The sequence below is a fragment of the Carnobacterium mobile DSM 4848 genome (assembly GCF_000744825.1).
GTDB classification, from domain to species: Bacteria; Bacillota; Bacilli; order Lactobacillales; family Carnobacteriaceae; genus Carnobacterium_A; species Carnobacterium_A mobile.
In genome coordinates, this window is record NZ_JQMR01000001.1 from 1444424 (window position 1) to 1460538 (window position 16115).

General features: G+C 41.5%; 11 protein-coding genes, 3 tRNA genes, 3 rRNA genes and 1 riboswitch. Of the genes, 1 reads left to right on the forward strand and 16 read right to left on the reverse strand.

The window, feature by feature from the left end:
• Nucleotides 1-70: 70 nt before the first annotated feature.
• The 7 genes from BR87_RS06790 to BR87_RS06820 form a co-directional block, all read right to left on the reverse strand.
• Nucleotides 71-143: transfer RNA gene (locus BR87_RS06790), tRNA-Thr, on the reverse strand.
• 28 nt (nt 144-171) lie between these two features.
• Nucleotides 172-244 (reverse strand) — tRNA-Asn (locus BR87_RS06795).
• Between the two features lie 11 nt (nt 245-255).
• Nucleotides 256-371: ribosomal RNA gene (gene rrf / locus BR87_RS06800) — 5S ribosomal RNA — on the reverse strand.
• Nucleotides 372-462: 91 nt separating this feature from the next.
• A 23S ribosomal RNA gene (locus BR87_RS06805) occupies nt 463-3384 on the reverse strand.
• A 152-nt stretch (nt 3385-3536) separates the two neighbouring features.
• A tRNA-Ala gene (locus BR87_RS06810) sits at nt 3537-3609 on the reverse strand.
• A gap of 87 nt (nt 3610-3696) precedes the next feature.
• Nucleotides 3697-5258 (reverse strand): 16S ribosomal RNA (locus BR87_RS06815).
• Together the 16S, 23S and 5S rRNA genes with 3 tRNA genes alongside form the textbook arrangement of a ribosomal RNA operon.
• 483 nt (nt 5259-5741) lie before the next feature.
• Nucleotides 5742-6467 (reverse strand): O-methyltransferase, encoded by a 726-nt coding sequence (locus tag BR87_RS06820; RefSeq protein ID WP_035030217.1) that lies wholly within the window; start codon nt 6465-6467, stop codon nt 5742-5744.
• Between the two features lie 224 nt (nt 6468-6691).
• Between BR87_RS06820 and cbpA the strand changes: the two genes are divergently transcribed.
• Nucleotides 6692-7330, forward strand: a complete 639-nt coding sequence (gene cbpA / locus BR87_RS06825) for a cyclic di-AMP binding protein CbpA (RefSeq protein WP_035030220.1) — start codon at nt 6692-6694, stop codon at nt 7328-7330.
• 103 nt (nt 7331-7433) lie between these two features.
• Here cbpA and BR87_RS06830 read toward each other — a convergent pair whose 3' ends face one another.
• The 9 genes from BR87_RS06830 to BR87_RS06870 all read right to left on the reverse strand — a co-directional run bounded on the left by BR87_RS06830 (nt 7434) and on the right by BR87_RS06870 (nt 16040).
• On the reverse strand, nt 7434-7934 hold the full coding sequence (locus BR87_RS06830) for a QueT transporter family protein (protein WP_035030223.1): 501 nt from the start codon (nt 7932-7934) through the stop codon (nt 7434-7436).
• A 6-nt stretch (nt 7935-7940) separates the two neighbouring features.
• Nucleotides 7941-7985, reverse strand: a riboswitch (PreQ1 riboswitch).
• 99 nt (nt 7986-8084) lie between these two features.
• On the reverse strand, nt 8085-8435 hold the full coding sequence (locus tag BR87_RS06835) for a type II toxin-antitoxin system PemK/MazF family toxin (RefSeq protein WP_035030226.1): 351 nt from the start codon (nt 8433-8435) through the stop codon (nt 8085-8087).
• A 26-nt stretch (nt 8436-8461) separates the two neighbouring features.
• On the reverse strand, nt 8462-8713 hold the full coding sequence (locus BR87_RS06840; RefSeq protein WP_035030229.1) for a hypothetical protein: 252 nt from the start codon (nt 8711-8713) through the stop codon (nt 8462-8464).
• A gap of 170 nt (nt 8714-8883) precedes the next feature.
• Nucleotides 8884-10002, reverse strand: coding sequence for an alanine racemase (alr, locus tag BR87_RS06845; RefSeq protein ID WP_035030232.1), 1119 nt, complete (start codon nt 10000-10002; stop codon nt 8884-8886).
• Nucleotides 10003-10009: 7 nt separating this feature from the next.
• Nucleotides 10010-10381 (reverse strand): holo-ACP synthase, encoded by a 372-nt coding sequence (gene acpS / locus BR87_RS06850; protein ID WP_035030235.1) that lies wholly within the window; start codon nt 10379-10381, stop codon nt 10010-10012.
• Nucleotides 10382-10597: 216 nt separating this feature from the next.
• The gene (cshA, locus tag BR87_RS06855) at nt 10598-12154 is read right to left on the reverse strand and encodes a degradosome RNA helicase CshA (RefSeq protein ID WP_035030238.1); all 1557 of its coding nucleotides are present in this window, start codon (nt 12152-12154) and stop codon (nt 10598-10600) included.
• 460 nt (nt 12155-12614) lie between these two features.
• Nucleotides 12615-13325 carry a Bax inhibitor-1/YccA family protein gene (locus tag BR87_RS06860; protein ID WP_035030240.1) on the reverse strand — a complete coding sequence of 237 codons (711 nt, stop codon included), beginning with the start codon at nt 13323-13325 and terminating at the stop codon, nt 12615-12617.
• 97 nt (nt 13326-13422) lie between these two features.
• A complete protein-coding gene (locus BR87_RS06865; RefSeq protein ID WP_035030243.1) occupies nt 13423-14799 on the reverse strand; it encodes a UDP-N-acetylmuramoyl-tripeptide--D-alanyl-D-alanine ligase in 1377 nt (458 codons plus the stop codon).
• Between the two features lie 143 nt (nt 14800-14942).
• Entirely contained in the window at nt 14943-16040 is a 1098-nt protein-coding gene (locus BR87_RS06870) for a D-alanine--D-alanine ligase (protein WP_035030246.1), read from the reverse strand.
• Nucleotides 16041-16115: the final 75 nt, after the last annotated feature.

Here is a 16115-nt window from a genome sequence, read left to right on the forward strand (position 1 = left end):
CGTTAACCAGCTGATTATACAAAAAAAGCTGTACTTTGTTAAAGTACAACTTTTAAAGGAGTTTATTTTAAGCCACTTGCCGGATTCGAACCGGCGACCTCTTCCTTACCATGGAAGCGCTCTACCGACTGAGCTAAAGCGGCACCAATATAATCATTAAAGCAAAAAAAACTCCGCAAGCAGGGCTCGAACCTGCGACATCATGATTAACAGTCATGCGCTCTACCAGCTGAGCTATTGCGGAATAAAAAAGATGCACGGCAGCGTCCTACTCTCACAAAGGGAAACCCTTCACTACCATCGGCGCTAAGAAGCTTAACTGCTGTGTTCGGCATGGGAACAGGTGTGACCTTCTTGCCGTTGCCACCGCACATCTTGCATATAAGAGAACATTGTTCTCTCAAAACTGGGTATTGTTTACTGTAAAGTTGGTTTAAATCCGTTCGTTCACCGTTTAAAAAATTGGTTAAGTCCTCGACCGATTAGTATTGGTCCGCTCCATACATCGCTGTACTTCCACTTCCAACCTATCTACCTGATCATCTCTCAGGGGTCTTACTCACTTACGTGATGGGAAATCTCATCTTGAGGGGGGCTTCACGCTTAGATGCTTTCAGCGTTTATCCCGTCCACACATAGCTACCCAGCAATGCCCTTGGCAGAACAACTGGTACACCAGCGGTGTGTCCATCCCGGTCCTCTCGTACTAAGGACAGCTCCTCTCAAATTTCCTGCGCCCGCGACGGATAGGGACCGAACTGTCTCACGACGTTCTGAACCCAGCTCGCGTACCGCTTTAATGGGCGAACAGCCCAACCCTTGGGACCGACTACAGCCCCAGGATGCGATGAGCCGACATCGAGGTGCCAAACCTCCCCGTCGATGTGGACTCTTGGGGGAGATAAGCCTGTTATCCCCAGGGTAGCTTTTATCCGTTGAGCGATGGCCCTTCCATGCGGAACCACCGGATCACTAAGCCCGACTTTCGTCCCTGCTCGACTTGTAGGTCTCGCAGTCAAGCTCCCTTCTGCCTTTACACTCTACGAATGATTTCCAACCATTCTGAGGGAACCTTTGGGCGCCTCCGTTACACTTTAGGAGGCGACCGCCCCAGTCAAACTGCCCGTCAGACACTGTCTCCCAGCCAGATCATGGCTGAGGGTTAGAGTGGTCATACAGCAAGGGTAGTATCCCACCATTGCCTCCACCAAGACTAGCGTCCTGGCTTCATTGGCTCCTACCTATCCTGTACAAGCTGTACAAACACTCAATATCAAACTGCAGTAAAGCTCCATGGGGTCTTTCCGTCCTGTCGCGGGTAACCTGCATCTTCACAGGTACTATAATTTCACCGAGTCTCTCGTTGAGACAGTGCCCAAATCATTACGCCTTTCGTGCGGGTCGGAACTTACCCGACAAGGAATTTCGCTACCTTAGGACCGTTATAGTTACGGCCGCCGTTTACTGGGGCTTCAATTCTGAGCTTCGCCTTACGGCTAACCCATCCTCTTAACCTTCCAGCACCGGGCAGGCGTCAGCCCCTATACGTCATCTTTCGATTTAGCAGAGACCTGTGTTTTTGATAAACAGTTGCTTGGGCCTATTCACTGCGGCTGACCAAATGGTCAGCACCCCTTCTCCCGAAGTTACGGGGTCATTTTGCCGAGTTCCTTAACGAGAGTTCTCTCGCACACCTTAGGATTCTCTCCTCGACTACCTGTGTCGGTTTGCGGTACGGGCAGATCGTTTCTCACTAGAAGCTTTTCTTGACAGTGTGACATCAGGAACTTCGGTACTTGATTTCCCTCCCCATCACAACTTGTCCTTAAGGGAATAAGCATTTGACTCATTCCCAGACTTATTGCTTGGACGTGCATATCCAACAGCACGTATTCCTTAGCCTACTGTGTCCCTCCATCGTTCAAACAAAACGAACTGGTACAGGAATCTCAACCTGTTGTCCATCGTCTACGCCTATCGGCCTCGACTTAGGTCCCGACTAACCCTGGGAGGACGAGCCTTCCCCAGGAAACCTTAGTCATTCGGTGGACGGGATTCTCACCCGTCTTTCGCTACTCATACCGGCATTCTCACTTCTAAGCGCTCCACCAGTCCTCACGGTCCAGCTTCGACGCCCTTAGAACGCTCTCCTACCATAGAACCAAAAGGTTCTATCCACAGCTTCGGTGTTCTGTTTAGCCCCGGTAAATTTTCGGCGCGGGGTCACTCGACTAGTGAGCTATTACGCACTCTTTAAATGATGGCTGCTTCTGAGCCAACATCCTAGTTGTCTAAGCAACCCCACATCCTTTTCCACTTAACAGAAACTTTGGGACCTTAGCTGGTGGTCTGGGCTGTTTCCCTCTCGACTACGGATCTTATCACTCGTAGTCTGACTCCCGGATATAAATCAATGGCATTCGGAGTTTATCTGAATTCGGTAACCCGAGAAGGGCCCCTAGTCCAAACAGTTGCTCTACCTCCATGATTCTAATTCCGAGGCTAGCCCTAAAGCTATTTCGGAGAGAACCAGCTATCTCCAAGTTCGATTGGAATTTCTCCGCTACCCACACCTCATCCCCGCATTTTTCAACATACGTGGGTTCGGTCCTCCAGTGCGTATTACCGCACCTTCAACCTGGACATGGGTAGATCACTTGGTTTCGGGTCTACGACCACATACTCATTCGCCCTATTCAGACTCGCTTTCGCTGCGGCTCCGTCTCATCAACTTAACCTCGCATGGGATCGTAACTCGCCGGTTCATTCTACAAAAGGCACGCTATCACCCATTAACGGGCTCTAACTACTTGTAAGCACACGGTTTCAGGTGCTGTTTCACTCCCCTTCCGGGGTTCTTTTCACCTTTCCCTCACGGTACTGGTTCACTATCGGTCACTAGGGAGTATTTAGCCTTGGGAGATGGTCCTCCCGGATTCCGACGGAATTTCTCGTGTTCCGCCGTACTCAGGATACTGATCAGAGTGAACGAAGTTTCAGATACGGGGCTTTTACCCTCTTTGGCAGACCTTTCCAGGTCGCTTCTCTTACTTCATTCATTTATGACTCTATGTGTTCAGTCCTACAACCCCAGAAAGCAAGCTTTCTGGTTTGGGCTTTTCCCGTTTCGCTCGCCGCTACTCAGGGAATCGAATTTTCTTTCTCTTCCTGCAGGTACTTAGATGTTTCAGTTCTCTGCGTCTACCTCTGTTGACCTATGTATTCAGTCAACAGTAACACCCGATAAAGGGTGTTGGGTTTCCCCATTCGGAAATCTCTGGATCACAGCTTACTTACAGCTCCCCAAAGCATATCGGCGTTAGTCCCGTCCTTCTTCGGCTCCTAGTGCCAAGGCATCCACCGTGCGCCCTTATTAACTTAACCTATGGTCGTGTTAATGCGAATTCACTCATCTAAACAGATGGGAATCCGTGTCAAACTCTTACAAACGCGGTGTGTTTCTCGGTTTCTTACAATTTTTACAATTAAACAATATCCAGTTTTCAAAGAACAAAAAATTGCGAATAACATCGCAATGGAGCCTAGCGGGATCGAACCGCTGACCTCCTGCGTGCAAGGCAGGCGCTCTCCCAGCTGAGCTAAGGCCCCGTTAAAGAAGATTAAATAAAAAAAGTATTAACCTCTCAAAACTGAACAAAAGAAGAACGACTGTGTAGGTTCCGTTAAAATCCTTAGAAAGGAGGTGATCCAGCCGCACCTTCCGATACGGCTACCTTGTTACGACTTCACCCCAATTATCTATCCCACCTTAGGCGGCTGGCTCCCAAAAGGGTTACCTCACCGACTTCGGGTGTTACAAACTCTCGTGGTGTGACGGGCGGTGTGTACAAGACCCGGGAACGTATTCACCGCGGCGTTCTGATCCGCGATTACTAGCGATTCCGGCTTCATGCAGGCGAGTTGCAGCCTGCAATCCGAACTGAGAATGGCTTTAAGAGATTAGCTTGACCTCGCGGTCTTGCGACTCGTTGTACCATCCATTGTAGCACGTGTGTAGCCCAGGTCATAAGGGGCATGATGATTTGACGTCATCCCCACCTTCCTCCGGTTTATCACCGGCAGTCTCACTAGAGTGCCCAACTGAATGCTGGCAACTAGTAATAAGGGTTGCGCTCGTTGCGGGACTTAACCCAACATCTCACGACACGAGCTGACGACAACCATGCACCACCTGTCACTTTGTCCCCGAAGGGAAAGCTCTATCTCTAGAGTGGTCAAAGGATGTCAAGACCTGGTAAGGTTCTTCGCGTTGCTTCGAATTAAACCACATGCTCCACCGCTTGTGCGGGTCCCCGTCAATTCCTTTGAGTTTCAGCCTTGCGGCCGTACTCCCCAGGCGGAGTGCTTAATGCGTTAACTGCAGCACTGAAGGGCGGAAACCCTCCAACACTTAGCACTCATCGTTTACGGCGTGGACTACCAGGGTATCTAATCCTGTTTGCTCCCCACGCTTTCGAGCCTCAGCGTCAGTTACAGACCAGAGAGTCGCCTTCGCCACTGGTGTTCCTCCACATATCTACGCATTTCACCGCTACACGTGGAATTCCACTCTCCTCTTCTGCACTCAAGTTCCCCAGTTTCCAATGACCTTCCCCAGTTGAGCTGGGGGCTTTCACATCAGACTTAAAGAACCGCCTGCGCTCGCTTTACGCCCAATAAATCCGGACAACGCTTGCCATCTACGTATTACCGCGGCTGCTGGCACGTAGTTAGCCATGGCTTTCTGGTTAGATACCGTCAGGGGATGAGTAGTTACGCTCATCCTTGTTCTTCTCTAACAACAGAGTTTTACGATCCGAAAACCTTCTTCACTCACGCGGCATTGCTCCGTCAGACTTTCGTCCATTGCGGAAGATTCCCTACTGCTGCCTCCCGTAGGAGTCTGGGCCGTGTCTCAGTCCCAGTGTGGCCGATCACCCTCTCAGGTCGGCTACGTATCATTGCCTTGGTGAGCCATTACCTCACCAACTAGCTAATACGCCGCGGGTCCATCCATAAGCGACAGCCGAAACCGTCTTTTATCCATCCACCAGGAGGTGGTTAGAGTTATGCGGTATTAGCATCCGTTTCCGAATGTTATCCCCCACTTATGGGCAGGTTACCCACGTGTTACTCACCCGTCCGCCACTCTTTGATTCTGGTGGGTGCAAGCACCCGGTAGAATCAAAGCGTTCGACTTGCATGTATTAGGCATGCCGCCAGCGTTCGTCCTGAGCCAGGATCAAACTCTCATAAAAGTAGTTGTTGCCTCGAAAGGTTCCAACCGATTATGCTGTTTGAAGCTCTTTTGACTTGCTAGCGAAATTTCTTTCACTTTGTTACTTTTGGTTTAACCGTTGTTAAACCACCTTACACAGTTATTTCGTTCTTGCTTTGTTCAGTTTTCAAAGGTCAATTATTTTCTTTTGACAACTTCTTAATATTATCATTTATCAATAAGTTTGTCAACTATTTTTTGAATAATTATTTACTATACTTGTATATTTATTCAACTGATTGCTTTGTCTCTCTTGACGACTTACTTATACTAACATAGTTCAACAATCAAAGTCAACTAATTAAACGAACTATTTCGCATATTTTTTTCGTCTTCGAATAATTCAGCGACGCATTTTACTATATCAAATCCAATCGTCTTCGTCAAGAAAAAAAAAGCCTTTTATTTGCACAAAAAAACAACTGACTAAATCATCAATTGTTTTTCTCTTGCTGCATCTCTTTTAAACTTGTTGCAATAAGTAAGAAAAGTCCACTTCTTCTTTTTTTACGATCATTAATAACCCATCGCCTAAAGGCACAATACTTGATTCTAATGACGGATGCTTCATAACAACTTCAAGGAAAGCATTCAATTTCCGGTGAATGACTCTAGATCTTTTTGGTATTTCTTCTTTAGGCAACAAAATAGTTCCGCCTTGCAAAACATCATCAACGACCAACATTCCTCCAACTTTCAACAATCGCATACATTCTGGAAAAAAGTCATAATATTTTGATTTTGCACTATCCATAAAAATAAAATCATATGATCCATTTAAGGTAGGCAGAATGTCTGCAGCTTGTCCTTCTAGAAGGGTAACTTTATCTGTCAAACCTAGTAATTCATAATTTTTCTTAGCCTTTTCAATCATTACATCAAAACGATCGATGGTCGTTACATGCCCCGTTTCCCCAACATGTTGAGCCATTAAGCTAGATGAAAAACCAATAGCTGCTCCAATTTCTAAAATTTGGTTTGGCTTAAGTTGTCCAAGTAATAGATTTAGGAAAACAACTGTTTCATGCGGAATAATCGGTACTCTGTTTTCATTCGCTTCCTGTTCAATTTCTCCTAATTTCCCAGGCAAAGATTTTTGTTCTTTTCTTAAAAATTCTACTATTTCTTTTTTTACTACTGGCCGATCCATCATTTCATTTCTTGCCGTTTTCTTATCTTCTTTTGTCATCTTACTCTCTTTTCTCCTTCTGACTGTTTCATTTTAGTATCTTATTCATTTCATCAGACTATTTCCTTATTATAATTTGCTGATTCTCATCAAACAAGTCTTTGTTTTCTTTTAAGAAATTGTTTATTTAGCATTGTCCTTCTAAAAGCATTGTATAGGCTATATTTTGTATGGTATCATCATCCTATAGAATAGTACAATAACAATTAAAGGAGGATACGATGATGCTACTTAAATCACTTTGTATTCCTAAGAAAAATTTAACCACTGTTAAAGAAAATGCCACGCTACAAGAAGCAATTGATATTCTTGAAGAGTCTGGTTATCGTTGTATTCCTATTTTAGATGAAAGTGGAACAATTTTCAGAGGAAACATTTATAAAATGCATATTTATCGCCATCAAGCAAATAATGGAGATATGAATTTACCGGTTACCACTCTCTTGAAAAATGCGACCAAATTTATTTCAGTGGATTCTTCATTCTTCAAAGTTTTTTTCACTATTAAAGAATTGCCTTACATTTCTGTTTTAGACGAAGAAAACCATTTTTATGGAATCCTTACCCATAGTTCTCTTCTAAATATGTTGCAACAGTCCTGGAATATAGATTCAGGAAGCTACGTTTTAACTATTGCTTCTTCCGGACAAAAAGGCGACTTGGCTAATATGACTAAAATCATCAACCGCTACTGTTCTATTTCCAGCTGTATTACATTAGATGCAGCACGTGAAGAAATTGTCCGCCGTACGATGATGACTTTAGAAGCAGGTGTAGACAAAGAAATGGTCAAACAAATCATTGAGCACTTAAATAGAAAAGGGTTCCGTGTAGTAGAAGTTGAAGATTTAAAAAACAATTAATTCTTTTACGTATTGAAGATGAATACAAAATAGCTGAAGTTCAAAAGTTCCTTTAACTTAATTTCCTGCTATTAAAAAAAGCCAGATTTTTTCTGGCTTTTTTTTACTCTGATCCTATTCTCTCACTGAAATGGATTTTTTTATCTAAAAACATCATAAGCGGTGCTCCTACAGCCATAATGCCTAATTCACCAATACCAACTGTAAGGTATCCAAACCAAAAAGGCACAGAAAAAGCTAAATACAGCTCCCAAGCAATCAAGGCTGAAAACACCGTAAAGACTAGTGTATTAAACGAAAATTTAACCCAAATATTTAAGTTCAACTTCTTTCGCATCAGGCCGCTTGCTACTACTAACGATACAAGAGAATGCCCAACACCAAAAACCAAATCATAACCTATCATGGTTGAAAAGAACAGATTTGAAATAAATACACCGCCGACAATTCCCCACAGGTATTTGCGATTAAAAATGATTAAATGATTAAAAATTTCTGCTACTCTAAATTGCAAAGCTCCAAAAGAAATAGGCGCTAGAATACCTGTTATCGCTACATATAAAGCTGCTACAATAGCATTAGTGACCAAACTTTTTGTTTTCAACTACATTTCCTCCTAGTTTTTTTATGTGGGATGGTTACGAACCACAGATTGAACAACTTCATTATCATAGCACTATAGGAAAAAAATCTCAATAAAAAAAACCCTCTGCTAACCTTAGAGAGGGTTTATGTATTCTTAGTATTTAGACAATTAGATCGTTTTCGAAAGTCCCACGCTGATTTCTAGAGCTTCATTTATTTTCCCCATCATCTGCTGATCTAACTGAGTCACTTTTTCTTTTAGCCGTTGTTTATCAATCGTTCGAATTTGTTCTAACAAAACAACCGAATCTTTCTCTAAACCAAATTCTTCTGCTGATACTTCTACATGAGTGGGCATTTTTGCTTTTTGGATTTTTGCCGTTATCGCTGCTACAATTACTGTCGGGCTGTAGTGGTTACCTACATTATTTTGAATAATCAAAACCGGGCGCATGCCGCCCTGTTCTGATCCCACAACAGGCGATAAATCGGCATAATAAATCTCTCCCCGTTTTACCATAGGTATTTCCTCCTTACAATACCTAGTTAGAAATGGGCGCTGACCTCTTTTTCACAAACTTCAAATTCATTACAAATATCAAGGTTGATACGAGACATTTCCGCATATCCTTTACGCAAGGTATCATATATAGTTATGTTATTTTTTGAAATCTGATTCACCATTGCATTCGTTAAATTAGTTTTAATTACTCTTGTTTGAACCTCGTAGTTTTGACTGTTTTCATAAACTTGACGATTCAAAGAAATCTTAAACACCCGGTCTCTCTCGTTTCTCATGAACCATACACCCTCCAATGAATAGTTTTCTCTTCTCTCACAAAGAAAAAGTAGCATCTGCATTTAGGGTAATGGTACCATGAAACTACGGATATTGAAACCTTCTACTGAAGTTTTTCAAAAGGTTCCTCTCTTCTGTCATAAATTGTTCCTATTTGGTTTAATTGATTTTAAACATACTTTCTCGGAATGCGTTCTGTTAGACCACAAGCGATTTCGTAGTGGATGGTATGTACATGATCTGCGATTTCTTGTAATGAAATCGTTTCTTCTTGACTTTGACCGACTAGCACAACCTCTGTGCCTTCTACAACTTCATAAGGCAAACGAATCATACATTGATCCATACAGACACGACCGACTATCTCACACCTTTGACCATTTACCAGTACGTCTTGCCCCTGTAAATCTCTACGCCATCCATCACCATAGCCAATCGGAAGTGTGCCGATCCATTCATTTTCATGTGCTGTGTATGTGCCACCATAGCCAATGGTCTCACCTGCTTGTATTTGTTTAACGTAACTAATTTCAGTGATCAGTTTCATAGCAGGTTTCAAAGGATACGGTGCTGTTAAAGCTCCTCCAGATGGATTTAACCCATACATCGCTATACCGAAACGAATTAAGTTGAAAGAACTTTCTTGATGCCATAATGCAGTCGCACTATTAGCGGTGTGTATATATCGCGGCTTTTGATGCAGGTTATTCAGTAACACGTTGAATTTTTTTATTTGCTGTTTAAACAATTGATCATCAGGACTATCTGCTTTTGCAAAATGAGTAAAAATGCCTTCAAAATAAACTCTTTTTTGCTTTTCGAACCATGCTTCAACTGCTTTTACTTCATCTGCTGTTTTAAACCCGATTCTCCCCATGCCGGTATCTAAAGCCACATGGACAGCTAGCTGAGCTGAACTATTGCCTTTTGCTAATGCTGCTTCGGCTTGATGAAGCCACTTGATGCTGCTGACAGTCACACTGATATGGTTTGAGGCCATCAATTCTGCATATCTTACATCAACGATACCTAAAACTAAAATGGGTTCTGTAAAACCTGCTTCTCTTAATTCTAATGCTTCGTCTAAGATAGCCACACAAAAACCAGTAGCTCCAGCTTTTTTTGCTACTTTTGCTACTTCAACTGCTCCATGACCATAACCATTGGCTTTAACAACTGCATAAAGTTCTGTCTTTTCATTCAGCCGTTGCAGCTCTTGTTGTACATTAGAAAAAATAGCTTCTTTATCAATATAAGCAATTGTCTTACGGTGCCTGCCTACAACCAAAACGTCTTCACCCCTCTCCTTTACATGTGTTTTTTTCTAAAATTATTTGGGCAGCAGCAACCGCATCTGTATGCGTAATCGAAAGAAACACATTTCCATCAAACGGACTTTTCGTTACGATGGGCTTGCCTTTTGCATTTGGCAGTATCTCCAGATCATGAAATCCTAACTTGCCGATGCCCGTACCGTATGCTTTTGAAAAAGCTTCTTTTGCTGCATAACGCCCAGCTAAAAATTCTATTTGACGAGAGCCTTTTAATCCTTCAAAAATATCTCTTTCAGCTGACGTCAATACACGTGCGGCAAATGTTTCTCTTCTTAAAAAGGCTTGTTCAATCCGATGAATTTCAGTTATATCTAACCCTATTCCTACAATCATTTTCAAGCCCCATTTTTATAATTAACTTTTTTGACTTTCTTTAGTTCTATTATGTATTCGGTATCTCCAATCAGATACATGAGCTTATATTAGCAGACTAAAAGGCAATTGTCACTTAATATCCATCATTTTATTGCAGCTTATTTCTCCAGCCAGGTCTTTAATTAAAAAAACCTACCCTGATAACAGGATAGGTTTTTCCAACACATATTCAATTTAGTCTTTATTACGAATAGTAAAGTTGCGTTCTCCGCCGCCTTGACGACGATCAGAAGAAGATTTACTACGACGGTTATCGTTTCCGCGTTTTTTATCAGAGCTATAACTGCTTCCGCCTCGACGTTCACCTGGTTTTCCGCTATTGCGGTTTCCACGGTAGCTTCCGCTTCCGCCTTTGCCTTTGTAACCCCGCGATGATCCGCCTTTTCCGCTGCCGCCTTTACTTCCGCCACGGCTTGGTAAAGGACGTTCAGGTGTGATTTTAACCGGCACTTCACTTGGATCTTTAGAAACATTTTTTAAGAAAGCAGCCGCCAAGTCTTCTGCTGTATAAGTTTCTAATAATTGAGCCGCTGCTTTTTCGTAGCGTTCCAAACCATTGGCATCAATAATAGAACCAACTTCTTCCATTGATGCTTTAATTTGGCCTTCAAATGCTTCTGCATTTGTTGGCGGACGCAATGGAGTCATTTCTTTTTTCGTTAAATCTTCGATCACACGCAAGTAACCCATTTCGTTTGGAGTAATGAAAGATACAGAAACGCCTTCTTTACCTGCACGACCAGTACGACCGATACGGTGAACGTAGCTTTCAGGATCTTGTGGGATATCATAGTTATAAACATGAGTTACTCCCGAAATATCCAAACCACGAGCAGCTACATCTGTTGCAACTAAAATATCGAGTTTACCTGATTTAAAAGCTTTTAAAACACTCATCCGTTTTTGTTGAGACAAGTCGCCGTGGATTCCTTCAGCACGATATCCGCGCATTTCCAGCCCTTTAGCTAATTCGTCTACACGACGTTTAGTACGGCCAAACACAATTGTCAACTCAGGCGTTTGAACATCGAATAAACGAGTCATAATGTCGAATTTTTCGAAGTCTTTACAGCGAACAAAGAATTGTTCAATCAAGCTGTTAGACAAAGTTGTCGCTTTAATGCTGACGTGTTCAGGGTTATCCATAAATCTTACACCGATGCGTTTGATAGGTGCCGGCATTGTTGCTGAGAATAGCAAGGTTTGACGTTTTTCTGGAACTTCATGGATGATCGTTTCGATATCATCAATGAATCCCATGTTTAGCATTTCATCTGCTTCATCTAATACTAAAGTTTCAACATGGTCTAATTTTAATGTTTTACGTTTGATATGGTCTAGTAGACGGCCTGGTGTACCAACAACAATATGCGGTGCATCTTTTAAAGCCCGGATTTGACGGCTGATATCTGCTCCTCCGTAAACTACTTGAACACGGACTTTTTTATCGCGGCTTAAACGGAATAATTCTTCTTGCGTTTGAATCGCTAATTCACGAGTCGGTGCAATAACTAGTCCTTGCACTGCACGATTTTTAGTATCGATTTTTTGTAACATCGGCAATCCAAATGCTGCAGTTTTACCCGTACCTGTTTGCGCTTGTCCAATGACGTCTTTTCCTTCAAGTGCTAAAGGGATCGTTTGTGTTTGAATGGGTGTTGCTTCCTCAAAGCCTAAACGTTCTACTGATTTTAGCAATTCTGGTGTTAATCCTAATTCTGAAAATTTCAAATATATTTCCTCCCAATTTTAGAAAACCTTAAAGAGAGATTTTTGCGAAATACAGGCACCATCATTGTTTCACATCAGACGCACCTGCTGCTGTCACTCCATATAAAAACCTCGTGCCTATTTTAATTGAATGGTGCACATGGTTTTTCATTTCATACCAAAAGCTTGGATTGCTCTCCAAGCTCATCTGCTTATCTATTTTCACAAAACCCTCGTTGGTTTTATCTTTTAATTAAATCGTTCATTTAATCTAAACAATCTTACCACGTCTATACAGGTTTATCAAACAATTTGCTTGTTTGTTTCGATGAACACGTTTCCTTTTGCTTTTTTTTAAAAAAAGCTCTCTTAAGGCAGTTTTAGCGTACGCTTTCATGCATTTACCCACATTCTTTTCACAGAATTCGAATAAAAAAACTCCGCCTTGAATGAACAAGACAGAGTCCTTTGGCGTTTTCGATTAATCGCGTCTGTTTCCAAAAATACGAAGCAAACTGAGAAAAATATTAATAAAGTCTAGATATAAGTTTAGAGCACCTGTAATGGCTATAGCTCCCAACTCATGCTGTCCATTTAGCTGGACGTAAATTTGTTTTAATTTGTGAGTATCATATGCTGTAAAACCAACAAACACAATAACTGTAATTAACGATAAAACAAAATCAGCTGGACCACTATGCAGCAACAGTCCATTGACGAGCGTTGCAATAATCAGTCCGATCAAAGCACCTCTTAATTGTCCGCCTAAAGTGGACATGTCGCGTTTGGTAAAAAAGCCGACTAGACTCATTCCGGCGAAAGTCCCAGCAGCCATTAAGAAAGCTGAACCAATACTTCCTAATTCATAAGCTAAAAAGACAGTAGATAAGGTAATACCATTTAATAAAGAAAAAGCAATAAACCCGATCAATGAAGCACGTGCCGTTTTTAATTTCATACTATTAGAACTTAGTTTCATGATTAAAAACAGTTCTACTATAAACAACCCCATCATTCCAAAAGGACTGCCGTAAACTAGATTTAACATAGCTGTACTTTGTGCAGTGTAAAAAGCTGTGATTCCTGAGATGGCTAATCCTAAAGTCATATAACCGTAAACGGAAGCAAAAAACTTTGTCATGGAGTTTTGTTCAAAATAATCATTGGTAACATCTTTTCTTTGTGTAGCCAAATTTATACCCCCTTGTATTATAGGTACTACTATAGCAGATTTCCTTTACATGCGCCTCCGTCTCAAGTCGGATTCCTTCGTAAAAGATAGCTGAATATCAGGCTTGCAGTGCTCGGACTACTGAAAGCAAATCTGTTCCCAAACTGGACTTCACTAAAATAAAATCAGTCGGTCGGATGATTTGTTTCAATTGCTGGATCATCGGTTCTTTTTCTCCTGTAAAATAATGCAGCCGTTCTTTTGGAAACTCTTTTATTAACGCTGAATGCAATGCCTCCATTTCAGGACCATATAAAAACACTTGATCGATTTTATCAGCAGATAATGTTTCTTTGATACTGATATGCAGGGCTTGCGAGTGTTCGCCTAATTCAAGCATGTCTCCTAGAACGACTATTTTTCTGCCCTTATGAGCCAATTCGCTAAAATTAGTTAAGACAGCTTTCATCGCTGTAGGGTTTGCATTATAAGAATCGTTCAAGAGCATACTGCCGTTAATAGCCGCCATCCATTCTGTTCGGTTCTTTGTCAGTTGGAAGCCAGCTAGTCTTGGAGCAGCTTCTTTAAGCGAAATTCCCAATACTAACCCAGCAGATAAGGCCGCCAAAGCGTTGGTCACATTATACGTGCCCAAAACTGGAAGAGTAACCATCAGTTCTGGTTCTAAATTAGTCGTAAAGATAGTTTCTTTCATTTGCGAATCCAAAGTCAGAGGATATAAATCATTTATAGTTTTTGTGCCAAATGTTTTGATTTGTTTTTTTTCTAGAGAATCTGTCCGTTCAAGCAACAATGGTTCTTCCCCTGGGATAATCAATACTCCTTCTGGTTTTAGCCCAGAAATAATCTCCATTTTTGCAGTTGCGATGCCTGCCCGTGATCCTAAATATTCTATATGCGATTCCCCTATCATCGTAATGATGGCAATATCAGGTTCAGCTAAATCAGACAACACTTCGATTTCACCTGCATGGTTCATGCCCATTTCCAAAATCAAAACTTCTGTCTCTTTCGGCATTTCTAAAATTGTAATCGGCAAACCAATGTGGTTATTAAAATTGCCTTGTGTTTTATATACACGGTATTTTGTTCCCAGCACCGCTTCCGTCATATCTTTGGTAGTCGTTTTACCATTGCTTCCGGTAATCCCCACAACTTTAGGATTTACTTTTTTTAAAACATATTTTGCTAAATCTTGGAGAGCTTTTAATGTGTCTTCGACTTGGATTACCGGGATATCAGTTGGAGCTTCTTCAATTGGACGACTCCAAAAACTAGCAGCAGCTCCATTTTTAATTGCTTGTGCTATAAAATCATGTCCGTCTTTTTCACCAGTCAACGGAACAAACAATGAACCGGCGACTAGTTTTCGAGTATCAAAACTAACTGTATCTAATTTAACTTTCTGCCAAGTGTCGGTAATTTCCTGAGCACCGACAGCTGAAGCTACTTCTTTTACTGTTAAAGAAATCATCTTTTTCCCTCCATTTAGTGATTTGCTCATTATCAGAGACAAACAAAAAAAGAGGAGGGACAACTGCCCTGCCCTCTTTTTATTTGTTCTTTTGAATATTATTTTACCGTAAAAAGTTTATTTTTCCTTAGTACCCATTGAAATCATTCTTTATGAGGCTGTTCGAAAACAAGTGACTCATTAAATCGTTTTAATGCCAATTGGATCAGCTCTTCGACCAAATCACCATAATTCAGTCCTGTATTTTTCCACAATAAAGGATACATACTGAATTGTGTGAAACCAGGCATAGTATTTAGTTCATTAACAAAAATTTCATCATTTGATGTTAAAAAGAAGTCGCAGCGGCTTAAGCCACTTCCATCAATAGCTTGAAATGCCCGAACTGCATACTCGCGAAGTTGTTTTTCTACTTTTTCCGAAATCAGTGCCGGAATTTGCAGCGTGACTTCATTATTTATATATTTAGCATCAAAGTCATAAAAATCAACTTCTTTAACTAACTCCCCAGGAACAGACGTATGGATATCATCGTTTCCTAAAATCGCTACCTCGATTTCACGTGCTTCGATTCCTTGTTCTACTACGACCCGACGATCATACTGTAAAGCTAAATCAATTGCTGTCTTCAGCTCTTCACGCGTTACAGCTTTACTGATTCCTACGCTTGAACCTAGATTAGCCGGTTTCACATACATTGGATAGATCAAGGTTCCTTCGCATTTTTTAAACACTTCTTCGGGATTTGCTATCCAGTCACCTTTCCGAATAGGAACATACGGCACTTGCGGCAATCCAGCTTGTTGAAACAATTGCTTGCTGATGATTTTATCCATCCCACAAGCGCTAGCCAAAACACCAGCCCCCACATAAGGCATGCCCATAACTTCAAAAAGCCCTTGAACTGTACCGTCTTCTCCGTTCGGCCCATGCAAGACTGGAAAGATAACAGCATCTTTTTCTTTTAGTTCGCTTGGATTAATGGCTATACCTGTAGAAAACTCTCCTTCTTCTATAGCAAAATGCACTTCTTTTGCCGCAGACAAACGCAAAGCTTCAGAAAAACGAAGGCTATCTGCTTGCTTGATCGTTTCTCCTTTTATCCAATCGCCCTCTTTTGTAATATAGATGGGTTCAACTTCGTAATAATCATAATATACTTCTTTTATAATGGAGAAAGCTGTCAGCAACGAAATATCGTGTTCTGCGCTTTTCCCTCCATAAATTAGAAAGATTTTCATCTGGTTTGTCCTCCGAGTTGTAACGTTTAGTCTCTTTTTCAATAAAAGTTCTTGTGAATTCATTCGTTATTGTAT